Here is a 25,457-nt window from a genome sequence, read left to right as displayed (position 1 = left end):
CCGCTGGGGCGCGCAGCGGCCCTAAAACCTGTGTATGCGATTTGTCTGAGGCAACTCATCGCGGCTGCTGCGCAGCCGAACGGGGGCAAGCTCCCTCGCCACAGAGGGTAGGACGATCAATCCGGCCAATACCACGCCGGCTCATCCAGCAGCCGCTGCCCGACAATCCCGGTCTGGCCCAGGTTTTTCTCCAGCACGATGCAGTTGCATTCCGGGTCCTCCTGCAATGCCGAGATCAGCCGCCGTGCATGGGACACCACCCACACCTGACACTGCTCCGACGCGCGGATAATCAACCGCGCCAACGCCGGCAGCAGGTCCGGATGCAGGCTGGTTTCCGGCTCGTTCAACACCATCAACGTCGGCGGGCGCGGCGTCAGCAGCGCCGCCACCAACAGCAAATAACGGAGCGTCCCATCGGACAACTCCGCCGCCGACAACGGCCGCAACAACCCTTCCTGATAAAACTCGATGGCAAACCGGCCACCGGCCAGCGGCTCGATATGCAGCCGTGCCCCGGGAAACGCGTCGCTGATGGCGTTGCGCAAAGCGTCGGGGTCACCAATTTCGATAATGGTCTGCAACGCCGCCGCGAGATCTCTGCCGTCGTGGTGCAGCACGGGGGTGCGGGTGCCCAGTTGTGGCTGACGCACCGGTGCGTCGGCGTCGCTGCGAAAGTGATCGTAGAAGCGCCAGCGGCGGATGAACTCACGCATCTCCAGAACCTCCGGCGAAGTACGCAGGCTGCCCACCTGATCGAACAGGCTGTCGAAAGTCGGCGTGTGTTGCGCCAGCACGTCCCAGCTGCGGTTGGCTCGGGTGCGGATCATCGGGCCGTCGCGATCCACCAGCAGGCTCGCTGGACGATAGAACGCCCCGGCCCACAGGCATTCGCGCTTGATTTGCGGGTCGAGACTGAACCGTGACGGAATGGGTGAGCTGTGCCCGGGTAACATGAAATGACCGTTGGATTCGGGTAAACCCAGGCTGATCGAGTAACCGAAGTCTTCGCCGGCAAACCCCAGGCGCAGGCGTTTGACGCCGTGACGCACGGTCGCCTCGATCGGCACTTCGCCGTTGCGCATGCGTCGGGTGATGTTTTCCGGTCCGGCCCAGAACGTCGAATCCAGACCGCCTTCGCGGGCCAGCGCATTGACCACGCCGCCCTGAGCGGTTTCCGCCAGCAGGCGCAACGCGCGGTAGAGGTTGGATTTACCACTGCCGTTCGGCCCGGTGATCAGGTTCAAGCGACCCAGCGGGATTACCAGTTTATTGATCGAGCGGTAATTGGCCACCGCGAGGGTTTTGAGCATGGGAAGCTTCCTGCTGCATGGTCCGCCAGTTTGCCTTATTGCCGAAAACACTGTGACCCCCTGTGGGAGCGGGCTTTTGTGGCGAGCGAGCTTGCTCGCGCTGGGCTGCGAAGCAGACCCAAAGCATTCCATGAGGTGTGTCAGGCAAAACGCGATTGCAGGGTTTGCGAGCGCTACGCACTCGAGCGGGACGGTGCGGCGTTCCGACGAGCTCCCTCGCCACAGGGTTCGCCGTAAACCTGTGCACCTGTTGAACCCTGTTCTAAGCTCACAGACGTATCGCCATTGGCCCGTTCGTACAACGCAAAGGAGTCTGTATGGCTGGTCCCGGATTGAAAAGAGTGGTTGGCCTGAGCCTTCTTGTCCTGTTGAGCGCCTGTGGCGAGAAACCCCAGATCGAAAAGGACCGTCCGCGGGTTTTCGTGCAGGCCGTCAAATCGACTGATTACGCGGCGTCCGTGACACTTACCGGTGATGTTCAGGCGCGCGTCCAGACTGAGCTGTCGTTCCGCGTCAGCGGCAAGATTGTCCAGCGCATGGTCGATGTCGGTGACCGGGTGTCGGCCAAACAAGTGCTCGCCAAACTCGACCCGAAAGACCTGCAAACCAATGTCGACTCGGCCCAGGCGCAAGTCGTCGCCGAACAGGCGCGGGTCAAACAGTCGGCGGCCGCCTTTGTTCGCCAGCAAAAACTCCTGCCCAAGGGTTACACCAGTCAAAGCGAATTCGACTCCGCCCAGGCCGCATTGCGCAGCAGCCAAAGTGCGCTGACGGCCGCCCAGGCGCAACTGGCCAACGCCCGTGAGCAACTGAGTTACACCGCGCTGGTCGCCGATGCGCCGGGGGTCATTACGGCCCGTCAGGCCGAAGTCGGCCAGGTGGTGCAGGCCACGATGCCGATTTTCAGCCTCGCCCGGGACGGTGAGCGTGACGCGGTGTTCAACGTCTACGAATCGCTGCTGACGGAGGCACCCGAAGACAAAGCGATCGTGGTCAGCCTGCTCGGCAACCCGGCCATCAAGACCACGGGGACGGTTCGGGAAGTCACCCCGGCCGTGTCCGCGCAAACCGGCACGGTGCAGGTCAAAGTTACCCTGGACGGTTTGCCGGAAGGCATGCAGCTCGGCTCGGTGGTCAGTGCCACGGCGAAGATACCGGGCAAATCAGCAGTCGAACTGCCGTGGTCGGCGCTGACCAAAAACCTCAGCGACCCGGCTGTGTGGCTGGTGGACGACGAAGGCAAGGCGCAGCTGCACATGGTCACGGTCGGTCGTTACCTGACCGGCAAAGTCATCATCAGCGACGGCCTGAAGGGCGGCGAAAAAGTCATCATCGCTGGCGGCCAGTTGCTGTACCCCGGCGTGAAAGTGGAAATCGCCGAAAATACCTATAAAGACCTGACCGAAGGAGCCCAGCCATGAAGCGCATGTTGCTGGTGTTCGCCGGTGTGATGCTGGTGGCCTGTTCGGAAAAAGAGCCGCCGCCGGAGCCGGTTCGCCCGGTGCTGTCGATCAAGGTCCAGGCGCTGGACGAGGAAAATCTCGGCCGTTTCGCCGGCAGCATCCAGGCCCGTTACGAGACCAATATGGGATTCCGTGTGCCGGGGCGTATCGCCAGCCGTATCGTCGATGTCGGCGCCGAAGTGACGAAGGGCGCCTTGCTCGCCACGCTCGATCCCACGGATCAGCAAAACCAGCTGCGCTCGGCCCAGGGCGATCTGGCGCGGGTCCGGGCGCAGTTTATCAACGCCCGGGCCAACGCCCGGCGTCAGCAGGAATTGTTTGATCGCGGGGTCGGTGCGCAGGCACAACTGGACATCGCCCAGACCAATCTGAAAACCACGCAGGCTTCCCTCGATCAAGCGAAGGCAGCGGTCGATCTGGCGAAAGACCAACTCGACTACATCGAGTTGCGCACCGATCACAAAGCCATTGTCACAGCGTGGAAAGCCGAAGCCGGGCAAGTGGTGACGGCCGGCCAACAAGTGGTGACCCTGGCGCAGCCGGACATCAAGGAAGCGGTGATCGACCTGCCCGACACCCTGGTCGATCAGTTGCCGGCGGACGTGGTGTTTCAGGTCGCCGTGCAACTGGACCCGAGCATCACCAGCACCGCCATCGTGCGTGAAATCGAACCCCAGGCCCAAAGCGCGACCCGTACCCGTCGTGCCCGCCTGAGCCTGACCGATACGCCGCCGGGCTTTCGCCTCGGCACGGCGATCAGCGTGACCCTCAGCTCTGCGATCAAGCCACGCCTCGAACTGCCGGTGAGCGCACTGCAGGAGGTCGACGGCAAACTGCGGATCTGGGTCGTCGATCCGCAGACGCAAACCGTTTCCCCACGGGAGGTCAGCCTGATCAGTCGGACCGATGCCACGGTGGTCCTGGCCAACGGCGTGAAGGCCGGCGAGCGGGTGGTCAGTGCCGGTGTGAACAGCCTCAAACCGGGGCAGAAAGTGAAAATCGACGAGGGCAGCCCGCGATGAAAGGGAGTTTTAACTTATCCGAATGGGCCCTCAAGCATCAGTCGTTTGTCTGGTATTTGATGTTCGTCGCGTTGTTGATGGGCGTGTTCTCGTACCTGAACCTGGGGCGCGAAGAAGACCCGTCGTTCACCATTAAAACCATGGTGATCCAGACCCGCTGGCCCGGCGCGACCCAGGAAGAAACCCTCAAACAGGTCACTGACCGGATCGAGAAAAAACTCGAAGAACTCGACTCGCTCGACTACGTGAAAAGCTACACCCGTCCCGGCGAATCCACGGTTTTCGTTAACCTGTTCGACACCACCAGCGCTGAGGCCATCCCGCAAATCTGGTACCAGGTGCGCAAGAAGATCAACGACATTCGCGGCGACTTCCCGCAGGGCCTGCAAGGGCCAGGCTTCAACGATGAGTTCGGCGACGTGTTCGGCTCGGTGTATGCCTTTACCGCCGATGGCCTGTCGATGCGCCAATTGCGCGATTACGTGGAACAGGTGCGTGCCCAAATCCGTGAAGTCCCGGGGTTGGGCAAAGTTGAAATGGTCGGCGAGCAGGACGAAGTTCTTTACCTGAATTTTTCCACCCGCAAACTCGCCGCCCTCGGCATCGATCAGCGCCAGGTGGTGCAGAGCCTGCAATCGGAGAATGCCGTGACCCCGGCCGGGGTGATCGAGGCCGGTCCGGAGCGGATTTCGGTGCGGACCTCGGGGCAATTTGCCTCTGAGAAAGACCTGGCCAACGTCAACCTGAAGCTCAACAATCGCTTCTACCGACTGGCCGACATCGCCAACATCAGCCGCGGCTACGTCGACCCAGCGACCCCGGAGTTTCGCTTCAATGGCCAGCCAGCTATCGGCCTGGCGATGGCCATGAAGAAGGGCGGCAACATTCAGGACTTCGGCAAGGCGCTGCACCTGCGCATGAACGAGCTTACGGCTGACCTGCCAGTGGGTGTCGGCGTGCACAATGTTTCCGACCAGGCCCACGTGGTGGAAGAAGCCGTCGGCGGCTTCACCAGTGCGTTGTTCGAAGCCGTGGCGATCGTGTTGATCGTCAGCTTCATCAGTCTCGGTGTACGCGCCGGGCTGGTGGTGGCGTGTTCGATTCCGTTAGTGCTGGCGATTGTCTTCCTCTTTATGGAATACAGCGGCATCACCATGCAGCGGATTTCCCTCGGTGCGCTGATCATCGCCCTCGGCCTGCTGGTGGACGACGCGATGATCACGGTCGAGATGATGGTCACGCGCCTGGAAATGGGCGAAACCAAAGAACAGGCAGCGACTTTCGCCTACACCTCGACCGCGTTCCCCATGCTCACCGGCACGTTGGTCACCGTCGCCGGTTTCGTGCCGATCGGCTTGAACGCAAGCTCCGCCGGTGAGTACACCTTCACGCTGTTCGCGGTGATTGCGGTGGCCATGCTGGTGTCGTGGATCGTCGCCGTGCTGTTCGCCCCGGTGCTCGGTGTGCATATCCTCAGCGCCAAGGTGAAACCGCACGATGCAGAGCCTGGGCGCATCGGGCGGGCGTTCAATGGCTGCCTGCTCTGGGCCATGCGCAATCGCTGGTGGGCCATCGGCATCACCGTGGCGTTGTTTGTGCTCTCGGTGTTTTCCATGCAGTTCGTGCAGAACCAGTTCTTCCCGTCCTCGAACCGCCCGGAAATCCTCGTCGAGCTGAACCTGCCGCAAAACGCCTCGATCGCTGAAACCCGCAAGGCGGTGAACAAGCTCGAAGCGACGCTCAAGGATGATCCGGACATCGTGCGCTGGAGCACCTACATCGGCGAAGGGGCGATCCGTTTCTACCTGCCCCTGGACCAGCAATTGCAAAACCCGTACTACGCGCAACTGGTGATCGTCAGCAAAGGCCTGAAATCACGCATGGCGCTGACTGCACGTCTGCAAAAACGCCTGCGTGAAGAGTTCGTCGGCGTCGCCAGTTACGTCCAGGCCCTGGAAATGGGCCCGCCGGTGGGGCGGCCGATTCAGTACCGGGTCAGCGGCAAGGACATCGATCAGGTGCGCAAACACGCCATCGCTCTGGCCACCGAACTGGATAAGAACTCGCACATCGGCGAGATCATTTACGACTGGAACGAGCCGGGCAAAGTGCTGCGCATCGACATCGCCCAAGACAAGGCGCAGCAACTGGGGCTGTCGTCGGAAGACGTGGCGAACCTGATGAACAGCATCGTCGTCGGCTCGCCGGTGACGCAGGTCGATGACGATATCTACCTGATCAATGTGGTCGGCCGCGCTGAAGATGCTGAGCGCGGCAGTCCGGAAACGCTGCAAAACTTGCAGATCGTCACCCTCGGCGGCACCTCGATTCCTCTGCTGGCGTTTGCCACGGTGCGTTATGAACTCGAGCAGCCGCTGGTGTGGCGTCGTGATCGCAAACCGACCATCACCATCAAGGCCGCGGTGCGCAGCGAGATTCAGCCGACCGACCTGGTGAAACAGCTGCAACCGGACATCGACAAATTCGCCGCCAGTTTGCCGGAGGGCTACAAAGTCGGTACCGGCGGTACCGTGGAGGAAAGCGGCAAGGCCCAAGGGCCGATTGCCAAGGTCGTGCCGTTGATGCTGTTTTTGATGGCGACCTTCCTGATGATCCAGTTGCACAGCGTGCAGAAGCTGTTCCTGGTGGCCAGCGTCGCGCCGCTCGGGTTGATCGGCGTGGTGCTGGCGCTGCTCCCGACGGGCACGCCGATAGGTTTCGTGGCGATCCTCGGGATTCTGGCGCTGATCGGCATCATCATCCGCAACGCGGTGATTCTGGTGACCCAGATCGATGCCTTCGAAAAGGACGGCTACACGCCGTGGGACGCGGTGCAGCAAGCCACGGAGCATCGTCGTCGTCCGATTCTGTTGACGGCTGCGGCGGCGAGCCTGGGGATGATTCCGATTGCCCGGGAAGTGTTCTGGGGGCCGATGGCTTACGCGATGATCGGCGGGATCATTATCGCGACGTTGCTGACACTGCTGTTTTTGCCGGCGCTGTATGTGGCCTGGTACAAGATTCGCGAGCCGAAGAAAGAGGTGCAGTAAAGCAGAGCGCTCGCGAAAACGGTTTAACATTCAACATCTCTGTTGTCTGACACACCGGCGTTCCGACGATGGCGATCTACAATTTTCCAACACTTTACTGACCGACAGCTCCGTTTCACTTGCCTTACCCTCTCTGCTCTTCACGCAGAAGGGACACCTCCATGCCGCCCTGCCATCGCTATCTGTTGCTGATCTGCACCTTGTTGTTCTCGCCTTGGGCCTTGGCCGATATCGTCCTGGAAAACCCGCTGTGGCGCGTCGAACTCAATCCCGCCACATTGGCGATACGCGTCATCCCTGCACAACATTCACCGGTGCAAGCTTCGGAGGGTGTTACCGGGCACAAAGTGGGCGATTTTAAAACAAGCGCCAATCGCCTGGACTGGCAGTGGGACAACGGCGCCTGGACCCTGAGTGCCGTTCTCGATCAGCGTGACCTGTCCCTGTCCATCACGGCTCGCGATCCCGGTGAACTGAGCTTTCTCAAACAGCCTGGCAGTGCCATGGGAAAAGGCCTGATCTGGCCGCTGGCCGAGGGGCATTACGTGCCCGCCGTTAATTCGCTGTGGCAATCCTTTTTGCTCGATCAAGGCGAGTTCAATACCACCCAGGACCTGAGCCTGCCGCTATGGGGCGTCGATCACGGAGGCTTTACCCTCAATTGGTTGATGACCAACCCTTACAACAATCGCCTGACGTTCAGCGCCGAAGGCAATGCCCTGGCGCTGGCCGCCCGTCACGAGTTCACCGCACTTGCACCAGGCACGCCGCTGACGTTCACGCTGTCGTTGGGTGATGCCGATCTGTTGGCCGGTGCCAAGCGCTATCGGCAATGGGTGGTCGACAACGGGCTATACGAAACCTTAAGCGACAAACTGCTGAAAACGCCTGAAGCCAGAAAGCTCCTGGGGGCCAGTCATGTTTATCTGTGGGGTAACGACCTGCTCGGCCCCGACGATGTTCGAAGTTGGCCAGCCTTGTTGAAAGTGTTGCGCGGTAATGGCGTACTCGCCAGCGAGTTGCGAAACAGCTTTGATGCTGAAAGCACGGGGTTACTGGCCCAGGCTGAGCCAACGCTGGATCGGTACCAGCAAGTCTCCTTGCTGCGCAGCCTCAATGCTGCACTCAACAGGAAGGCACGCAGCGGCTGGCAATCTGTCGTCGAACCGGACATGCAAAAACTGGCGGGTGGCTACGGCTTGTTACGTGCCGAACTGGCAGTGGTTTTCTCTGACGCGTTGACAGCAACTCCGGAAAACTGGGGCAGCACATTGTCACCAACGACTATCGAACAGCTGAAAACCGCCGGATTGTCGCGATTGTGGTTAGGCCTTGGCGAGGGCTGGGAGGGTGGTCTCTGGCACCCGGAAGCAGTGCGTCAAGGCGTTGCCGCGGGCTACCTGGTGGCGCCTTACGATTCCTATGAGACTGCGTTAACCATCACTGAAAATCCGGACTGGACCACCGCACACCTGGGCTCCAGAGCCAATCAGGAATGTGCGATTGTCTTGAAAAACGGCACGTTCAAAAGCGGTTTTCAGCAATCGGGGCATTACACCGATCCACGTTGTGTTCGGCCGTTGCTAGAGGCACGCATCAAAGCCGTACAGGCCAAGGCCGGGTTCAATAGCTGGTTTCTCGATGCCTACGCGACGGGCATGGTGTTCGACAGCTATCGCCCCGGCGCAAGCATGACCCAGGCGCAAAATGCCGAGGGCAACATCGACGCCTCGCACTGGGTCAACGAGACATTGACGCTACCGGCCGGTTCCGAGGATGGCAACGCCACCACGGTCCGGGGCGTGCTATTTGCCCACGGGATGCAGACGCCGGTGATCGGTTGGGGTGATCCGGATATGAGCAAGAATGCGAAGTCGCCCTATTACCTGGGCCGCTGGTTTCCCAATGAACAGCCGCAGGTTTTCTTCAAGACCGTACCACTCAAGGAACCCTACCGCACGGTCCACTTTGCTCCGCAAACGCGCTTGCCGCTGTATCAGGCGGTGTTCCATGGCTCGGTCATCACCACCCATCATTGGCTGTTCGACAACCTTAAATTGAGCAATGTGTCCGCCGAGAATGAGTTGGCTCAGTTGCTCTACAACGTGCCACCGCTCTATCACCTCAGTGCGGCTACGTTGAAGCAGCGGTTACCGGTGATTGCTCGTCAGGATGTTTTCTTTCGCCCGCTGCATGAGCGTCTGGCGACTCAGGCGATGACGGATTTCCGTTGGCTGACCGAGGATCGTCAGGTGCAGCAGACAACGTTTGCCGATGGGACACGATTGGTGGCCAATTTTGATGTACACGAGCGTGAGGTTGAAGGCCAGCCGCTGGCCAGGCAGAGCATTCACGCATTTGGCATGGACGGGACGGTGATGAGCTATCAGGTTTCTTCGTCGCTCTGAAGACCTTCGTCGGAACTGACTACACCGGCTTACGCCAGACACTCGCCAACCAAGGCTGCTGCTCCCGCGGCAGTCCGGCTGGCCGGTAGTAATGCTCCAGCTCCACAAATCCCGCCTCTGTCAGCAACTGCTGCCACGCCTGAAGATCGTGATACGCCCCATACCGCGGCCCATTCCAGCCTTCCTGATTCTCGCCACGCGGATTGGAGCTGAACAACACACCACCCGGCTTCAAAGCCCCGTGCAATTGCTTCAACACCCGAGGCAATTCCTGACGCGGAATGTGAAACAGCACCGCATTGGCGAAGATCCCGTCGAAGCGCTCGGCCGGTAGATCAAGCTTCAGAAAATCCTGCTGCCAGACCTCACAACCACTGTCTTCGCGCGCCATCTGCGCAAACTTTTCCGAACCATCAAGCCCGACAGCGGTGTGGCCCATGCGCGTGAAAGTTTGCAAATCACGTCCAGGCCCGCAGCCAAAGTCGAGAATGTCGAACGGTGCCTCGCCCTGAATATGCCGCAGCAGCGCATCGATGTTCTGGCTGACATCGTGATCACGCGTCCCTTCGCGAAAACCTTCGGCCACCGAGTTGTAATGGCCCAGGGTGGTGGCGGTGATCTGCTCGAGGTCGGCGGGAGTCTGTTTCATGGTCGGCTGCGCAGGCAATTGGGATTCGCCGAATATACGCCAACAGACCAGAGGCTGCTGCGCAGCCATCGCGGGCAAGCCCGCTCCCACAATGTTCTTCTGCGGCCGCAGAATCTGCGTTCACACAGAACCTGTGGGAGCGGGCTTGCCCGCGAAAGCGGTATCACTGGCGACCGAAAACTTGGGCCGGAATCAGCGCTTGTTGAGACCCCGAGCCAACCGATCCCCACCCAACTGAATCACCGCCACCAACACCACCAGCAACACAATCACCGTCAGCATGATCTGGCTATCAAACCGCTGATACCCGTACCGATAAGCAATGTCCCCCAACCCCCCCGCACCAATCGCACCCGCCATGGCCGACGAGTTGATCATCGTCACCAACGTAATGGTGAAACCACCGACAATCCCCGGCAGCGCCTCAGGCAACAACACATGCCAGACGATATGCCAACGCCGGCACCCCATCGCTTGTGCTGCTTCGATCAGCCCGTGATCGACCTCACGCAAACTGACTTCCCCGATACGCGCAAAGAACGGCGTGGCCGCAATGGTCAGCGGCACTACAGCGGCCCACACACCGTAAGTGGTGCCAACGATCAACCGGGTGAACGGAATCAACGCCACCATCAAGATCAAAAACGGAATCGAGCGGAACAGGTTCACGAATGCACCCAGTGCACGGTTCAGTGCCGGTGCTTCGTAGATCCCGCCCTTGGAGCTGGTGACCAGGATCACCGCCAGCGGAATGCCCGCCAGCAGCGCGATCAATGACGACACGCCAACCATCAAAAACGTGTCGAAGAAACCTTGCAGCAAGCGATCAAACCACATAACCCAGCACCTCCACCTGTTGTGCCCAGTGACCGGCGCGCTGGCGCAGTTCTTCGGCACCCAGCGACGAGCCGGCCACCGCCAGCAGCAATTGCCCCAGTGCATGGCCCTGAATCCGTTCCACGCCGCCTTGCAGCAAACGCACACGGCCACCGAGTGCGGCGAACAGCGCTGCCAGATCCGGTTCGTCCGTGGCGCTGCCGGTGAATTGCAAACGCAGGGCCACGGCAGCGTCCGACGACTGTGGTTGAGCCTGAAGGCGGCTTTGCAGCTCTTGCGGCAACGCGTGTTGCAACGGCGCGAGCAAGGTTTTGCTGACCTCATGCTGCGGGTTGCCGAAGACCTCCCAGACCGGCCCTTGCTCGACGATCCGCCCGTGTTCCAGCACCACGACCCGATCACAGATATCGCGGATCACCGCCATCTCGTGGGTGATCAGAACGATGGTCAAACCCAGGCGCTGATTGATCTCGCGCAGCAGGCCGAGGATCGATTGCGTGGTCTCCGGGTCCAGTGCCGAAGTGGCTTCGTCGCACAGCAGAATCGCCGGGTCGTGAACCAGCGCACGGGCAATGCCGACGCGCTGTTTCTGCCCGCCGGAAAGCTGCGCCGGGTAGGCCTTGTGTTTCTCTTGCAGGCCGACCAGCTCAAGCAATTCACGAACCTTGCGCTCGCGTTTTTCCTTGGGCACGCCGGCGACTTTCAGCGGCAACTCGACGTTCTGCCAAACGGTCTTGGCCGACATCAGGTTGAAGTGCTGGAAGATCATGCCGATGCGCCGACGCAGCTTTACCAGGCGGTCTTCATCGAACTCGCCGATGTCCACTTGATTGATCAGCACGCGCCCGGTGCTCGGTTGTTCGAGGCGGTTGATGGTGCGGATCAGCGACGACTTGCCGGCGCCGCTGCGGCCGATGATGCCGAACACTTCGCCGCGCTGGATCACCAGGTCGATGCCCTGCAGCGCGGCCACCGGACCTTGCTGGCCGTTGTAGGTTTTGCCCAGACCGATGAAGCGCACGTGAGCGCGGTTCAGGTCCGGGTGCAGTTCCGTCTGTGCGGCTTTATGTGGCTCTGGAATATCCAGTCGCCGTTGGATTGCGGCCGTCATTCTCAGCTTTCCCAACCGGCTTGATAGAGCTTGCCGTGCGTCTTGTCGAGGGCTGCGCGAACGACTGGCGAATGCTGGTAGATGTCGACGAATTTGATCAGGCGCGGGTCGGCTTTGTTTTTCGGCTGGATCACGAACTGGATCACGTATTCCTTGTGATCAAGGCCGTCGAACAGCAGTGCAGAACCGGCATCGAAGGTCTTCGCCAGTCGGATGTACGCCGGGTAACCCTGAACCAGATCGGCATCATCGTAGGCGCGCACCAGTTGCACGGCTTCGACCTGAAGGATCTTGATTTTCTTCGGGTTGGCGATGATGTCTTCTTCGGTGGCCTTGTAACCGACACCCGGTTTGAGCGTGATCAGCCCGGCCTTGGCCAGCAGTTGCAAGCCGCGACCGCTGTTGATCGGGTCGTTGGCGATGGCGACGCTGGCGCCTTGCGGCAGCTCGTCGAAGCTTTTGTATTTCTTCGAGTAGAGGCCGACGTTGTTGATGATTCCCGGCGCGAACGGCACCAGATTAAAACCGGAGGCGGCCTTGGCGTTTTCCAGGAACGGGACGTGCTGGAAGTAGTTCACGTCGATGTCGCCGGCGGCAAGGCTGACGTTAGGGGCGATCCAGTCGGTGAACTCGACGAGTTCGACTTTCAGGCCTTGTTTGTTGGCTTCTTCGACGGCGGCCTCCAGTGGGATGGCGAAAGCGGCGGTGGTGCCGACTTTCAGTGGTGCGTCGGCGGCGAAGGTGATGGAGCTGAAGAGGCCGAGGGCCAGGGCCAGTGCTTTGACTGGGTGAGAGAGGGAGTTCTTGGTCATGGTGGTTATTCCAGTCAATTATTAAATGGGTGAACGTATTTGTGGCGAGGGAGCTTGCTCCCGCTGGGCTGCGGAGCAGCCCCAAAGCCATTCGATAACATGTGTCAGGTGCAACTGGGTTGCAGGTTTTGCGACTGCTGCGCCCGAGCGCGGACCGGTCGGCGGGAGCAAGCTCCCTCGCCACAGGTGTTAGCGGCGAAATGCCGATCCCGTGTGTTGCTCAGGCAAATGCGCCTCTGCGTGAAACAGCTTTTCCCGCAAGCTGCCATCGTCATAAGCGGTCTTGTACGACCCACGACGCTGCAACTCCGGAATCACCAGCTCAATGAAATCCACATAGCTTTCCGGCGTGACAATCCGTGTCAGGTTGAAGCCATCCAGTCCGGTTTCGGCGATCCACGATTCCAGCTCATCCGCCACTTGCTCAGGCGAACCGACCACCGTGATGTAGCGACCACCGAGCGCGTGTTGCTCGAGTAATTTGCGTCGGGTCCAGTCGTTGTTTTGCAGGTTCCTGGTGGCCGACTGGATCGCGTTGCTCTTGACGTACTGGATCGGTTCGTCGATTTCGTACTCGGAAAAATCGATCCCGGTCGACGCCGAGAAATGCGCCACGCCGGCCTCGGCGCTGGCGTAGCTCAGGTACTCGGCGTGCTTGGCCCAGGCAAGCTCTTCGGTGGCGCCGACGATCACGTTCAGCCCCATGAACACCTTGATGTCCTCAGGATTACGCCCGGCCTCGACGGCGCTGGCGCGGACTTTGTCCACCTGAATCCTGGTCGACGGTTTGTTCTGGCCGCTGATGAACACGCACTCGGCATGCCGCCCGGCGAACAGCAAACCGCGATCCGAACTGCCGGCCTGGAACAGCACCGGCGTACGTTGCGGCGAAGGCTCGCAGAGGTGATATCCCTCGACCTGATAGAACTCGCCTTTGTGCTCGACCTTGTGCACTTTCTCAGGCTGCGCGTAGATCCGTTGCTGCGGATCGTTGAGCACCGCACCGTTTTCCCAGCTGCCTTCCCAGAGTTTGTAGAGCACTTCGAGGTATTCGTCGGCCTGGTCGTAACGACGGTCGTGTTCTACCTGCTCGCTCAAGCCCATGGCTTTGGCGGCGCTGTCGAGGTAACCGGTGACGATGTTCCAGCCGACTCGACCGCGACTCAGATGATCGAGCGTCGACAGGCGTCGGGCGAACAGATAGGGCGGTTCGTAAGTCGGGTTGGCGGTCAATCCGAAGCCAAGGTTTTTGGTGACGGCAGCCATCGCCGAGACCAGCAGCAACGGGTCGTTGACCGGCAGCTGGATCGACTCTTTCAGCGGCACGTCCACCGAGTTCTGGTAAACGTCGTACACACCGACGATGTCAGCGATGAACAACCCGTCGAACAGTCCACGCTCCAGCAGCTGCGCCAGTTCGGTCCAATACTCGATGGTTTTGTATTGGGTGGAATTGTCCCGTGGGTGCGTCCACAAACCATGGTTGATGTGCCCGATGCAGTTCATGTTGAACGCGTTTAGCAGGATTTTCTTTTTGGCGTCGGCCATCAGATCGTCCCTCGCAGCGGCGGGTTTTCATCGTTGAGGTAGTAGTTGCCCACGGCGTGATATTTCCAGCGCACCGGGTCGTGCAGGGTATGAACCCGAGCGTTGCGCCAGTGGCGATCCAGTCCGTGTTCGATCAGGGTCGCCTGGCTGCCGGCCAGTTCAAACAGCGTGCTGCCAGCGGCGAGGGAGATTTCGGTGCTGATGGCGCGGGCTTCGGCAACGGCGATCGACGCGGCGGCAACGGTCTCTGCGTTGGTTTCGGCCTGGGCCTTGTCGAGGAATTCGCCGGAGCGCTCCAGCAAGGCTTCGGCGGCGTGCAGGCGGATGCTCAGGTGACCGAAGCTCTTGATGGTCAGCGGGTCATCGATGGCTTTTTCATGCGTGGCGTCGATCCATGGCCGGGTTTTGGTCCGCACAAAATGCAGCGCATCTTCATAGGCGGCGCGGGCGATGCCGGTGTCGATGGCGGCGTGAAGAATCTGCGCCAGTGGGCCGACCGGGGTCGGGCGTTCGAAAGCGCTTTGAAACGGGATCACGTCTTCGGCGGCAACGTAAACGTCTTCGAACACCACCGAACCGCTGCCGGTGGTGCGCTGGCCGAAGCCGCTCCAGTCGTCGATGACGGTCAGGCCTTTGCTGTCGCGCGGGACGAATGCCAGTTGCTGCACGCCGTTTTCATCCACCACCGAGGTCGGAATGCGTTGCGCGTAGATCGCGCCCGTGGCGTAGAACTTGCGGCCGTTGATGCGATAGCCGTCACGTTTTCCATGCAAATCAGGTTTCAGACTGGTGACGCGGTCGTGGGCGGTTTTGGTGCCGAGTTCGGCGAGCGCATTGCCGAAGCGCTGACCGGTCAGAACTTCTGCATAGAGACGTTTTTTCTGCTCGGCGCTGCCGTTCACGCGCAGCACTTCGAGGGCATAAAAATGGTTCTGCGGAATTTGCCCGAGGGAGCCGTCAGCCTGGGCGATCAACGCAATTACCTTGGCCAGCGTGACGTTGGAAACGCCGGCGCCGCCGTACTCCTTCGGCACGCTGATGCCCCACAGGCCCGAGCGGGAAAACACTTCCAGTTCCGGGTGCGGTAAACGGCGTTCGCGGTCGCGCAAAGCGCTGTCGCGTTTGAAATCTTCAGCCAGATCAGTGGCGACGATCAGGGCTTGCTCATCGCTGGTGATGACCGCGACGTGGTGAGAAAGAGTCATGTGTTTCTCCAGATGTCTGGTCGTCAGATCCAGGAATGACGAGCCGGCAAAGTACCGTTCAGGTGATACGCGCCAACCGCGTGATACTTCCAGCGCACCGGGTCATGCAGGGTGTGCACGCGGGCGTTGCGCCAATGGCGGTCGAGGTTGAATTCGGCGAGGGTGGCGCGGCTGCCGGCCAGTTCGAAAAGTTTTTCGCTGGCCAGCAGCGAGATCTCGGTGGTCAGCACTTTGGCTTCGGCCACGGCAATCGAGGCGCGCGCGGCGGACTCGGCGGTGAGCGGCGCGGCATTGACCTGATCGAGTACTTGTCCGGCCTTGCGCAGCAGCGCTTCAGCGGCGTGCAGTTCGATTTTCAGTTTGCCGATGTCGGAGATCACGTAGAGGTCATCGCTGGCCCTTTCGACCTTGGCGTCGATCCATGGACGTGCGCGGGTTTTCACGAACTCGATGGCGTCGTCAATGGCGCCGCGAGCGATGCCGGCGTCGATGGCCGCTTGAATCAGCTGCGAGACGGCACCCTGGATGTTCGGCTTGTCATTGATCTTCCAGTTATCCACCACCAGCTCGGCGTCGACCCGCACGTTGTTGAGCAAAATGGTGCCGCTGGCGGTGGTGCGCTGGCCGAAACCGGACCAGTCATCGACGATGCGCAGACCCGGAGTGCCGCGACGGACGAAGGCCAGCACTTGCTTGCCGTCATCGTTCAGCGCCTTGACCGCGACCCAGTGGGCGAACAGGGCGCCGGTGGAATAGAACTTCTGCCCGCTGATGACAAAACCGTCACCGTCGGCGGTGATCCGTGCCTTGAGTTCGAGGGTGTTTTTGGTGCCGCGTTCAGGCCCGGCATTACCGATGCGCCAGCCTTCGAGCACGCTTTTGAACAACTGCTTTTTCTGCGCTTCGGTCGCGCTGCCGAGCACCAGGTTGAGAATGCCGAACTGGTTCTGCGGGATCTGTCCCAATGCCGGGTCGGCCGCGGAAATGATCGCAAAAACGTCGGCCAGCGTGACGAACGAAACTTGCGGGCCACCGTACTCGCGCGGGATGGCAATGCTGCCCAGACCGCTGCGGGTGAACTGTTCGATTTCCGACCATGGCAACTTGCGCTGCTGGTCGCGTCTGGCCGCTTGCAGACGGGCGACGTGCGCCAGCTCATGGGCGGCCTTGATGGCTTGAGCGTCGTTGCGCAAGACCTGCGCGGGCAGCAACAACGGGGCGACGTCCAGATCACTCTGGATGATTGCATCTGCCAGACTGGACATCAGTGCCGCTCCTTGGCTGCACGCAATGCCCTGGCGATCTGCACTGGGGTGATTGTGTTCCGGACCATACCTACCTCACATCTCATGGAACGCCGCGAGTTGCGGCGAAGTAAAAACAAGAATGTCCGGTGGTCCGGTGCATATACCCTAATCGTGCATAAAAAATTAATAAACTAACTTTTAGGAATATAGATAGAAGTGTGTTTTCAGACACTGTTCGCAGAGCAACAGTTGCTTCTGTAGCAACAGTTCGAGGTCGTGTTCGGCCCCTGTAGGAGCGAGCTTGCTCGCGAAAAACGTGCAGGCAACGCGTTCATTCAGGTAGCCAGCGTCATCGTTAACCTCCATCGCGAGCAAGCTCGCTCCTACAGGGGGCGTGGGTTTCAACGTTTGTTGGATTCTGCGGCCATCGGTGTTTCTTTTGGGGGGACCTTCAAATAGGGATTGGCGCAACCAATCTTCAGCGCACGTGCCGGTGCCCAGCGCGAGTTGTTACCCACCCGGTCGAGGATGCAGTAGGTCACTTCCAGCCGCAGGTCTTCACCTGCTTCGAGAATGATCGCTGGTGGCACCCAGACCTGAATCGGCTCGCCCACGTCGCTCGTCTTGAGCCGTGGCAGGTCCATGCGCACATCGCCCCAGCGCAGGGTGATTTCATCGTCGGCGGCCATGTTCAGGTACGGCTCGATGGTCAAGGGAACGCCGCGCTTGATCTGGTTCGGGTTGACGCCCTGACGGCGGATAGTTTCGGGAATGCTCACCGGCGCCAGGCACTGGTTTTCGTCACCACACAGTGTCGACGGCTGGCCACCCGGGCAGTCGAGCTTGACCTGCACGCGGGTTGCCGGTGACAGCGCAGGCCCATGGCCGACCTGCATCAACCGATAGTGAATGCGTGAGGAGCCATTGGCGATGAAGCTTTCCGGTACTCGCAGGCTGATCGCTTTGCCGACGTCGTGAGTATTCAGCACCCTGGAGGCCACGTAGCAGTTGTCCCAGAACAGCTCGATCAAGTCGCCTTCATCCATGCCGGGGTAGGGCGCAACATCGATCAGCAGACGAGCCGCCGAGGTGATGTTGATGCCGCTCTTGTGTGATTGCGCGACGGTCGGTGCCGCAAGTTCGGGTTTGTTCGAAGTATTTTTCATGGGTTTCTCCTTGAAGTCTCGCAGCGAAGTCCGTTTCTGAAAGAGCTGAATTGCCGAGCAACAAACGGCTCATTACTTTCGTCTGAAAACAATGATTGATCGTGATTGATTACATCTGCTGGAGACTAGATAAGAGCGCGCATGAATAAGTGTCAATAGAATGGATTAGTTAAGTAATGAATCTGGTGTTATTCAGAAGGTTCCTACGCTTTCAGGTTAAGAAGCTGCGTCGCGCTGTCGAACATGACCACTGAATCAGCGGTTTTTGGAGGGTGTGGGGGAAAGTCACGCGAACAGTGATGGTTCAGTATTTCGAGAATTTTAGGCGAGGTTTATCTGTAGCAGGACATATATATGTACCGCACACGATGTTGAAAGAAAGATAAATTATTCGAATGTGCTTGAGGGGGATTGTGAAGGTGTAATGTTGCTTCCGTCCATGGAAGTTACACACTTTGTTATTGCAGATTAGTTATGAGCATTGTTCAGAAACTTGCTGAGAAACTGTTTTGTCCGTTCTTCTTTAGGGTTGGCAAACAACGCCTTGGCTTCGCCTTGCTCGACGATCACACCCTTGTCGAAGAACACCACGCGGTTGGCCACGTCACGGGCAAAACCCATTTCGTGAGTCACGATGACCATGGTGCGCTTCTCTTCGGCCAGGCTGCGGATGGTCGCCAGCACTTCACCCACCAGCTCTGGATCGAGCGCCGAGGTGGGTTCATCGAACAGAATCACTTCCGGCTCCATCGCCAGCGCCCGGGCAATCGCCACACGCTGTTGCTGTCCACCGGACAGGCGTCGCGGGTAAGCGTCTTCCTTGCCCGCCAGGCCAACCCTGGCCAACAGCTTTTTACCCAGGACAACGGCTTCGGCGTGCGGGATCTTCTTCACGATGATCGGGCCTTCGATGACGTTTTCCAGGGCGGTGCGATGGGGGAACAGGTTGAAGTTCTGGAAAACGAAGCCGACGTGCTGACGCAAGCGCCGCACCAGGCTCTGCTGCTGGTTCAGCGGGCGGCTGCCATCGATCTCGATGTCACCGACCTTGATCCGGCCGCTGGTGGGTTCTTCCAGGAAGTTCAGGCAACGCAGGAACGTGGTCTTGCCCGAGCCACTCGGCCCGATGATCGCGACGACCTCGCCTTCCTTCACTTGCAGATCGATGCCGTTGAGCACGACTTGACCCTTGAACTGCTTTGTCAGTTTTTCCACGACAATCATGGGGTCAGGACTCCTGGTCGTGCCGATTGACCCGTGCTTCCAACTGGTTCTGCAGGTGCGAAAGCACCGTGGCCAGAATCCAGTAGATCAGCGCGGCGGCAAGATACATGGTGAAAATTTCGAAGGTCCGGGCGGTAATCAGCTGCGCCTGACGGAACAGCTCCGGCACCTGAATGGTGGCTGCCAGTGCAGTGTCCTTGACCAGCGAGATGAAGCTGTTGCCTAACGGTGGCAGGGCCGTGCGCATCGCCTGCGGCAGGATGGCGCGGCGCAACGTCTGCGCGCGGGTCATGCCGATACTGGCCGCGGCTTCCCACTGGCCACGCTCGATGGAGCTGATCGCGGCACGGAGGATTTCGCAGGCGTAGGCGGCCATGTTCAGCGAGAAGCCGATCAGGGCCGCCGGCAGCGGATCAAGTTCGATACCCAATTGCGGCAAGCCGTAATAGATCACGAACAGTTGCACCAGCAACGGCGTGCCGCGAAAGAACGACACGTAGATGCGAGCCAGCCAGCTCACCAGTTTGAAGCGCGACAGACGCATCAACGCCAGGCCGAAGCCCATCAGCAGGCCGAAGAACATACCGCCCAGACTGAGGATTACCGTGTAGTACGCGCCCTTCAGCAGGAAGGGCGCGGAGTCCAGCGCAAGTTGGAAAGCTTCTTCCATTATTGAGTGACGTCAGCGCTGAAGTATTTTTCCGAAAGCTTTTTCAGCGTACCGTCGGCACGCAGCTTATCGATGGCCTTGTTCACCGCTGCCAGCAGCTCAGGCTCGCCTTTGCGCAGTGCGATACCGGCTTCCTGGCGGGAGAACGCTTCGCCGGCGGCGGCAGTGTCCTTGGCCTTCTTGGCGTATTCCAGCGCGGCGAGGCGGTCGATCAGAATGGCGTCGATGCGGCCGACGCGCAGATCCTGGAACTTGGTCGGGTCATCTTCGTAAGTGCGGATGTCGGCCTTAGGCACATTGTCTTTCACCCACTGCTCATAGTTGGTGCCCAGACCGACGCCTACTTTCTTGCCGGCCAGATCGGCGGCGGTTTTGATGGTGTCTTTGTTCTTGGTCAGGGTCAGCGCCTGAATCCCGGAAACGGTGTACGGCTCGGAGAAGTCATACTTCTTCTTGCGTTCTTCGGAGATCGTTACCTGATTGATCACCGCGTCCAGACGCTTGGATTCCAGCGCCGCGAGGATGCCGTCCCATTTGGTCGGTTGCAGTTTGACCTTCACGCCCAACTCTTTGGCCAGGGCTTCGGAGAACTCGACTTCGAAGCCGGCCAGTTTGCCGTCGGCGTCGACGAAACTGAACGGTGGATACGTGCCTTCCAGGCCGACGTTGATCACGCCCGCATCCTTGATTTTTTGCAGCTGCTCACCGGCAACCGCTTGACCGAGCAGGCCGGCGCTCAGTGCCAGGCCCAATGAACCTACCAGCAGATTTCGACGTAGTGCGGAAAAATTCATGACAAGCCCCTGTGTTTTCTTATGAAGACGCTTTTAGGAATGTTGGCGAAATCGGGATTTGGACGACTGCAATATCCTGCCCTAAAGCAGCGTATGCGTCTCGCTGCAAATTCGCCTGCGGCGTGACTATATGATGGCGCCTTTAGATAGGAAAATAATAAATATTACGTCTGTTATTCCATAATTGCATATGTGTGGTTGACGCAATCCCCTGTGGCGAGAGAGCTTGCTCCCGCTCGGCTGCGCAGCAGTCGTAACCCAGTCACCGGGATTCATCTGAAACACCGCGGCGCAAATTTTGGGGGCGCTCCGCTCCCCAGCGGGAGCAAGCTCCCTCGCCACAGGATGTTTTAGCCTGTCAGCGAATCTTTGTAGGCAAACAACGCCGGCGCCCCGCCGGTGTGCAGGAAGATAATCGGCCCTTCATCAAAACGCTGACGACCAATCCCGTCCAACAAGCCGGCCATGGCCTTGCCGGTATACACCGGGTCCAGCAGCAAACCTTCCTGACTCGCCACCAGTTTTATCGCCGACAGCGTCCCGGCATTCGGCTCGCCATAGCGCGGGCCAAAATATTCGTCCCACAACTCGACCTTGAAACTGGCCGGCAGGCTCACGTCCAACAGCGCCGCGGTGCGCTCGGCCAGGCCCTGGACCTTGGGCCGCTGATCTTCATCGCTGCGGGAAACGGTCACGCCAATCACTGGCAAATCCGGCAATGCTTCGCTCAACGCGAGAGCCAGACCGCTGTGCGTTCCAGCGCTGCCCGAGGCCAACACCACCGCAGCGAAAGTCAGGCCGGTGTCCTTGATCTGCTCGGCCAGTTCCAGCCCGGCGCGCACATAACCCAAAGCGCCCAACGCGTTCGAGCCACCGATCGGTACCAGATACGGTTTTTTGCCGTTGCTGCGCAGGCGTGCGGCCAATGCTTCCAGTTGCTCGTCAGCGTTGTCGAGGTTTTCCACCAACTCAACTTTGGTATCGAACAGGTCGAGCAACAGCCGATTGCCGTTGCCGACATAGTTGGCGTCGTCAGTGCCCAGAGGGTTTTCCAGCAGCGCGACGCAACCCAGGCCGAGCCTGGCGGCGAGGGCGGCGGTCTGGCGCACGTGGTTGGATTGCAGCGCGCCGGCGGTGATTAGTGTGTCCGCACCTTGGGCCAGGGCATCGGCGGCCAGGTATTCAAGTTTGCGCAGCTTGTTGCCACCCATCGCCAGCGGTGTCAGATCATCACGTTTGACGTACACGTCGCGGCCTAGCCAGGTCGACAGGCGTTCGAGTTTTTCCAGAGGGGTCGGGTGGCCGAGCAGATCCAGGCGGTCAAAACGGGCGAGCTGTTGTTTGATCATGGGTCCGTACTGATGGGGGGAGATGTCAGGACTATAGGCACGCCTATAAGTGTGGGCAACCGGCAAGATTACTTATAGCCAAACGTGCTGAGCACAGCACAATCGGTTCTTAATTCGGCTTCCAGACCTTGCCGTAAAGTAATCGCCATTAGTGCGGCCAGACAGTCCGGCCGCCCGTGTGGAGTTTTTACCTTGAGCGAGCGTTCCAGCCATTGGCAATTGCAGACCATCGTCAGCCAGCTGCGCACGGCGCGCGACCAGTGGCGTGCCCAGAATGGCCGCGCCAGCGGCGAGCAGGGCGGTCGCGAGTTGCCCTCCCGAGCGGCCATGGCGGAGATTCTTGAAGCGCTGTGCGGCGCCTTGTTCCCGATGCGCCTGGGCCCGGTGGACCTGCGCGAGGAGAGCGAAGATTTTTACGTCGGCCACACGCTGGACGTAGCACTGAACGCGTTGCTGGGGCAGGCACGACTTGAACTGCGTTACGCCGCCCGCCACAGCGCCGAGGCCGAAACCGAAGTCGAAGCCAAAACGATCCAGATCATTCAGGACTTCGCCCTCGCCCTGCCGAGGCTGCGCAGCCTGCTGGACACCGACGTGCTGGCGGCCTATCACGGTGACCCGGCGGCTCGCAGCGTCGATGAAGTCTTGCTGTGCTATCCGGGGATTCTGGCGGTGATTCACCATCGCCTCGCGCACCATTTGTACCGCGCCGGGTTGCCATTGCTGGCGCGGATCAGCGCAGAAATCGCCCACTCGGCGACCGGTATCGACATCCACCCGGGCGCGCAAATCGGCCGCAGCTTCTTCATTGATCACGGGACGGGTGTGGTGATCGGCGAGACCGCGATCATTGGTGAGCGCGTGCGGATTTATCAGGCCGTGACCCTGGGGGCCAAGCGTTTCCCGGCGGATGAAGACGGCCAGTTGCAGAAGGGCCATCCGCGGCATCCGATTGTCGAGGATGATGTGGTGATCTATGCCGGCGCGACGATTCTGGGGCGGATCACCATCGGCAAGGGTTCGACCATTGGCGGCAATGTCTGGTTGACCCGCAGCGTGCCGGCGGGGTGCAACCTGACGCAGGCGAATCTGCAGCATGATGATGGGGCGCAGAAGTAAGGTCCCGGCTTTTTGGTTGCTGTCGGAGCAGTCCGTAGGAGTTGTAGGAGCTGTCGAGTGAAACGAGGCTGCGATCTTTTCAAAAACCCCAAAAAACCAAAACCAAAATCAAAAGATCGCAGCCTCGTTTCACTCGACAGCTCCTACAAAATCCCCCCAACCCCGCGTCATACCCATCCTTGAGCTAGCGTACACAAACAAGCTTTTGTGGCGAGGGAGCTTGCTCCCGCTCGGGTGCGAAGCAGCCGCATCTTTGCAAAAACCTGGGTGCTGCTGCGCGGCAAAACGGGAGCAAGCTCCCTCGCCACACCGTACCGCCGAGCCCTGCGATTAGTCCTTAGCACCCTATCCATGTTTAACTTGAACGCTCATTCAAGTTAAACCGTCGGTTTGCTGCCCGCTCACAACAGGAGGCTTGCCCTTGCCGAGTCCGTTACTGATTGCCCGGTTTCATCCCCTTGAGGCGCACCTTTCATGAGTGCGCCGTCCACCCCCGCCAGCGGCCAGGTCCGCATGAACCCGCCGGTGTTTTACTTCGCGGCGTCCTTCATTCTGCTCTTCGGCATTGTCGTCATCGCCATGCCTGAACAGGCCGGCGCCTGGCTGCTGCAAGCGCAAAACTGGGCGGCCAATACGGTCGGCTGGTACTACATGCTCGCGATGACCCTGTATCTGGTCTTCGTGGTGGTCACCGCCTTGTCCGGCTACGGCAAGATCAAGCTCGGTGCCGACCACGACGAACCCGAATTCAGTTACCTGTCCTGGGCCGGCATGCTGTTCGCCGCCGGGATCAGCATCACGCTGTTTTTCTTTTGCGTGTCCGAACCGCTGACCCACCTGTCGCAACCGCCGCAAGGCGAGCCCGGCACGGCGGACGCGGCGCGCCAGGCGATGCAGATTCTGTTTCTGCACTGGGGCCTGCATGGCTGGGGCGTGTTCGCCTTCGTCGGTATGGCGCTGGCCTACTTCGCTTATCGCCACAACCTGCCGCTGGCCCTGCGTTCGGCGCTGTATCCGCTGATCGGCAAGCGCATCAACGGCCCCATCGGTTACGCCGTGGACGGCTTCGGCATCATCGCCACGGTGTTCGGCCTCGGTGCCGACATGGGCTTCGGCGTGTTGCACCTCAACTCGGGTCTGGACTACCTGTTCGGCGTCGCTCACACCCAGTGGATTCAAGTCGGCCTGATCACGCTGATGATGGGCGCAGCGATCATCGTCGCGGTGTCTGGCGTTGATAAAGGCGTGCGGGTGATGTCCGACATCAACATGCTGCTGGCCTGTGCGCTGCTGCTGTTCGTGTTGTTCGCCGGCCCCACGCAGCATCTGCTTAACACCTTGATTCAGAACATCGGTGACTACCTCGGCGCGTTGCCGATGAAAAGTTTCGACCTCTACGCCTACGACAAACCCAGCGACTGGCTGGGCGGCTGGACGGTGTTCTATTGGGCCTGGTGGATTGCATGGTCGCCGTTCGTGGGCCTGTTCATCGCGCGGATTTCCCGTGGCCGGACCATCCGCGAATTTGTCTTCGGCGTGCTGCTGATCCCACTGGGTTTCACCCTGGCGTGGATGTCGATCTTCGGCAACAGCGCCATCGACCAGGTGCTCAACCACGGCATGAGCGCCCTCGGCATGTCGGCCATCGACAACCCGTCGATGACCCTTTACCTGCTGCTGGAAACCTACCCGTGGAGCAAAACCGTGATTGCGGTCACGGTGTTCATCAGCTTCGTGTTCTTCGTCACCTCGGCCGATTCCGGCACCGTGGTGCTGTCGACGCTCTCGGCCAAAGGCGGCAACCCGGATGAAGACGGGCCGAAATGGCTGCGGGTTTTCTGGGGCGCGATGACGGCGCTGGTCACCAGTGCGCTGCTGTTCTCCGGCAGCATCGATGCGCTGAAGTCAGCAGTGGTGCTGACCTCGTTGCCGTTCTCGATGATTTTGTTGTTGATGATGTGGGGGTTGCACAAGGCGTTTTATCTGGAGTCGCAAAAGCAGATCGCGCAACTGCATTCCCTGGCGCCGGTGTCCGGTTCCCGGCGTGGCGGATGGCGTCAGCGTCTAAGCCAGGCGGTGCATTTCCCGTCGCGGGATGAGGTCTATCGCTTCCTCGATACGACGGTGCGCCCGGCGATTGAAGAAGTGACGGCGGTGTTCGTCGAGAAGGGTTTGCACGTGGTGGCTCAACCCGATCCGGCGAACGACAGCGTCAGCCTGGAAATCGGTCACGGCGAGCAGCATCCGTTCATCTATCAGGTACAGATGCGCGGCTACTTCACGCCGTCCTTCGCCCGTGGCGGCATGGGTTCCAAGGAACTCAACAATCGTCGTTATTATCGGGCCGAAGTGCATTTGAGCGAGGGCAGTCAGGACTACGATCTGGTGGGTTACACCAAGGAGCAGGTCATCAACGATATCCTCGATCAGTACGAGCGGCACATGCAGTTTTTGCATTTGGTGCGTTGAA

General features: G+C 60.0%; 19 protein-coding genes. 6 read left to right on the top strand and 13 right to left on the bottom strand.

Annotated elements, in window-relative coordinates:
* Positions 1–116: 116 nt before the first annotated feature.
* Positions 117–1,313: an AAA family ATPase gene (locus ACYZTL_RS14470; RefSeq protein WP_461952363.1), complete on the bottom strand. Its 1,197-nt coding sequence runs from the start codon at positions 1,311–1,313 to the stop codon at positions 117–119.
* 317 nt (positions 1,314–1,630) lie between these two features.
* On the opposite strand from ACYZTL_RS14470, the gene ACYZTL_RS14465 reads away from it, so the two are divergent.
* The 4 genes from ACYZTL_RS14465 to ACYZTL_RS14450 all read left to right on the top strand — a co-directional run bounded on the left by ACYZTL_RS14465 (position 1,631) and on the right by ACYZTL_RS14450 (position 9,256).
* Entirely contained in the window at positions 1,631–2,734 is a 1,104-nt protein-coding gene (locus ACYZTL_RS14465; RefSeq protein ID WP_461952362.1) for an efflux RND transporter periplasmic adaptor subunit, read from the top strand.
* Positions 2,731–3,798 carry an efflux RND transporter periplasmic adaptor subunit gene (locus tag ACYZTL_RS14460; RefSeq protein ID WP_461952361.1) on the top strand — a complete coding sequence of 356 codons (1,068 nt, stop codon included), beginning with the start codon at positions 2,731–2,733 and terminating at the stop codon, positions 3,796–3,798. The genes ACYZTL_RS14465 and ACYZTL_RS14460 overlap by 4 nt, the downstream gene beginning before the upstream one ends.
* Positions 3,795–6,848, top strand: coding sequence for an efflux RND transporter permease subunit (locus ACYZTL_RS14455; RefSeq protein ID WP_461952360.1), 3,054 nt, complete (start codon positions 3,795–3,797; stop codon positions 6,846–6,848). The genes ACYZTL_RS14460 and ACYZTL_RS14455 overlap by 4 nt, the downstream gene beginning before the upstream one ends.
* A gap of 161 nt (positions 6,849–7,009) precedes the next feature.
* Positions 7,010–9,256 (top strand): glycoside hydrolase, encoded by a 2,247-nt coding sequence (locus ACYZTL_RS14450; protein ID WP_461952359.1) that lies wholly within the window; start codon positions 7,010–7,012, stop codon positions 9,254–9,256.
* A gap of 19 nt (positions 9,257–9,275) precedes the next feature.
* Here ACYZTL_RS14450 and ACYZTL_RS14445 read toward each other — a convergent pair whose 3' ends face one another.
* The 12 genes from ACYZTL_RS14445 to ACYZTL_RS14390 form a co-directional block, all read right to left on the bottom strand.
* On the bottom strand, positions 9,276–9,905 hold the full coding sequence (locus ACYZTL_RS14445) for a class I SAM-dependent methyltransferase (RefSeq protein ID WP_461952358.1): 630 nt from the start codon (positions 9,903–9,905) through the stop codon (positions 9,276–9,278).
* A 192-nt stretch (positions 9,906–10,097) separates the two neighbouring features.
* Positions 10,098–10,742 carry a methionine ABC transporter permease gene (locus tag ACYZTL_RS14440; RefSeq protein WP_461952357.1) on the bottom strand — a complete coding sequence of 215 codons (645 nt, stop codon included), beginning with the start codon at positions 10,740–10,742 and terminating at the stop codon, positions 10,098–10,100.
* Positions 10,732–11,853: a methionine ABC transporter ATP-binding protein gene (locus ACYZTL_RS14435; RefSeq protein ID WP_461952356.1), complete on the bottom strand. Its 1,122-nt coding sequence runs from the start codon at positions 11,851–11,853 to the stop codon at positions 10,732–10,734. The genes ACYZTL_RS14440 and ACYZTL_RS14435 overlap by 11 nt, the downstream gene beginning before the upstream one ends.
* 2 nt (positions 11,854–11,855) lie before the next feature.
* The gene (locus ACYZTL_RS14430) at positions 11,856–12,665 is read right to left on the bottom strand and encodes a MetQ/NlpA family ABC transporter substrate-binding protein (RefSeq protein ID WP_461952355.1); all 810 of its coding nucleotides are present in this window, start codon (positions 12,663–12,665) and stop codon (positions 11,856–11,858) included.
* 189 nt (positions 12,666–12,854) lie between these two features.
* Positions 12,855–14,213, bottom strand: coding sequence for an LLM class flavin-dependent oxidoreductase (locus tag ACYZTL_RS14425; RefSeq protein ID WP_461952354.1), 1,359 nt, complete (start codon positions 14,211–14,213; stop codon positions 12,855–12,857).
* Positions 14,213–15,418, bottom strand: a complete 1,206-nt coding sequence (locus tag ACYZTL_RS14420) for an SfnB family sulfur acquisition oxidoreductase (RefSeq protein ID WP_461952353.1) — start codon at positions 15,416–15,418, stop codon at positions 14,213–14,215. The genes ACYZTL_RS14425 and ACYZTL_RS14420 overlap by 1 nt, the downstream gene beginning before the upstream one ends.
* Positions 15,419–15,441: 23 nt before the next feature.
* Positions 15,442–16,683 (bottom strand): SfnB family sulfur acquisition oxidoreductase, encoded by a 1,242-nt coding sequence (locus ACYZTL_RS14415; RefSeq protein WP_461952352.1) that lies wholly within the window; start codon positions 16,681–16,683, stop codon positions 15,442–15,444.
* Between the two features lie 383 nt (positions 16,684–17,066).
* Positions 17,067–17,831 (bottom strand): hypothetical protein, encoded by a 765-nt coding sequence (locus ACYZTL_RS14410; protein ID WP_461952351.1) that lies wholly within the window; start codon positions 17,829–17,831, stop codon positions 17,067–17,069.
* Positions 17,832–18,299: 468 nt separating this feature from the next.
* Positions 18,300–19,055: an L-cystine ABC transporter ATP-binding protein TcyN gene (gene tcyN, locus ACYZTL_RS14405; RefSeq protein ID WP_461952350.1), complete on the bottom strand. Its 756-nt coding sequence runs from the start codon at positions 19,053–19,055 to the stop codon at positions 18,300–18,302.
* Positions 19,056–19,059: 4 nt separating this feature from the next.
* Positions 19,060–19,725, bottom strand: coding sequence for a cystine ABC transporter permease (gene tcyL / locus ACYZTL_RS14400; RefSeq protein WP_461952349.1), 666 nt, complete (start codon positions 19,723–19,725; stop codon positions 19,060–19,062).
* Positions 19,725–20,519: a cystine ABC transporter substrate-binding protein gene (gene tcyJ / locus ACYZTL_RS14395; protein ID WP_461952348.1), complete on the bottom strand. Its 795-nt coding sequence runs from the start codon at positions 20,517–20,519 to the stop codon at positions 19,725–19,727. The genes tcyL and tcyJ overlap by 1 nt, the downstream gene beginning before the upstream one ends.
* A gap of 350 nt (positions 20,520–20,869) precedes the next feature.
* Positions 20,870–21,868, bottom strand: coding sequence for a D-cysteine desulfhydrase (locus ACYZTL_RS14390; RefSeq protein ID WP_461952347.1), 999 nt, complete (start codon positions 21,866–21,868; stop codon positions 20,870–20,872).
* Between the two features lie 192 nt (positions 21,869–22,060).
* Here ACYZTL_RS14390 and epsC point away from each other — a divergent pair, with 192 nt between their 5' ends.
* A complete protein-coding gene (gene epsC, locus ACYZTL_RS14385; protein ID WP_461952346.1) occupies positions 22,061–22,987 on the top strand; it encodes a serine O-acetyltransferase EpsC in 927 nt (308 codons plus the stop codon).
* A gap of 513 nt (positions 22,988–23,500) precedes the next feature.
* Complete coding sequence (betT, locus tag ACYZTL_RS14380) at positions 23,501–25,456, top strand: choline transporter BetT (protein WP_461954310.1); 1,956 nt, start codon at positions 23,501–23,503, stop codon at positions 25,454–25,456.
* Position 25,457 lies beyond the last annotated feature (1 nt).

The organism is Pseudomonas sp. LB3P81, assembly GCF_054897965.1.
This window is presented reverse-complemented; position numbering and strand designations above follow the sequence as displayed.

Coding starts and splice junctions, on each gene's coding strand:
- ACYZTL_RS14470 (WP_461952363.1), bottom strand. CDS start 1,313: ATGCTCAAAACCCTCGCGGTGGCCAATTACCGCTCGATCAATAAACTG.
- ACYZTL_RS14465 (WP_461952362.1), top strand. CDS start 1,631: ATGGCTGGTCCCGGATTGAAAAGAGTGGTTGGCCTGAGCCTTCTTGTC.
- ACYZTL_RS14460 (WP_461952361.1), top strand. CDS start 2,731: ATGAAGCGCATGTTGCTGGTGTTCGCCGGTGTGATGCTGGTGGCCTGT.
- ACYZTL_RS14455 (WP_461952360.1), top strand. CDS start 3,795: ATGAAAGGGAGTTTTAACTTATCCGAATGGGCCCTCAAGCATCAGTCG.
- ACYZTL_RS14450 (WP_461952359.1), top strand. CDS start 7,010: ATGCCGCCCTGCCATCGCTATCTGTTGCTGATCTGCACCTTGTTGTTC.
- ACYZTL_RS14445 (WP_461952358.1), bottom strand. CDS start 9,905: ATGAAACAGACTCCCGCCGACCTCGAGCAGATCACCGCCACCACCCTG.
- ACYZTL_RS14440 (WP_461952357.1), bottom strand. CDS start 10,742: ATGTGGTTTGATCGCTTGCTGCAAGGTTTCTTCGACACGTTTTTGATG.
- ACYZTL_RS14435 (WP_461952356.1), bottom strand. CDS start 11,853: ATGACGGCCGCAATCCAACGGCGACTGGATATTCCAGAGCCACATAAA.
- ACYZTL_RS14430 (WP_461952355.1), bottom strand. CDS start 12,665: ATGACCAAGAACTCCCTCTCTCACCCAGTCAAAGCACTGGCCCTGGCC.
- ACYZTL_RS14425 (WP_461952354.1), bottom strand. CDS start 14,213: ATGGCCGACGCCAAAAAGAAAATCCTGCTAAACGCGTTCAACATGAAC.
- ACYZTL_RS14420 (WP_461952353.1), bottom strand. CDS start 15,418: ATGACTCTTTCTCACCACGTCGCGGTCATCACCAGCGATGAGCAAGCC.
- ACYZTL_RS14415 (WP_461952352.1), bottom strand. CDS start 16,683: ATGTCCAGTCTGGCAGATGCAATCATCCAGAGTGATCTGGACGTCGCC.
- ACYZTL_RS14410 (WP_461952351.1), bottom strand. CDS start 17,831: ATGAAAAATACTTCGAACAAACCCGAACTTGCGGCACCGACCGTCGCG.
- tcyN (WP_461952350.1), bottom strand. CDS start 19,055: ATGATTGTCGTGGAAAAACTGACAAAGCAGTTCAAGGGTCAAGTCGTG.
- tcyL (WP_461952349.1), bottom strand. CDS start 19,725: ATGGAAGAAGCTTTCCAACTTGCGCTGGACTCCGCGCCCTTCCTGCTG.
- tcyJ (WP_461952348.1), bottom strand. CDS start 20,519: ATGAATTTTTCCGCACTACGTCGAAATCTGCTGGTAGGTTCATTGGGC.
- ACYZTL_RS14390 (WP_461952347.1), bottom strand. CDS start 21,868: ATGATCAAACAACAGCTCGCCCGTTTTGACCGCCTGGATCTGCTCGGC.
- betT (WP_461954310.1), top strand. CDS start 23,501: ATGAACCCGCCGGTGTTTTACTTCGCGGCGTCCTTCATTCTGCTCTTC.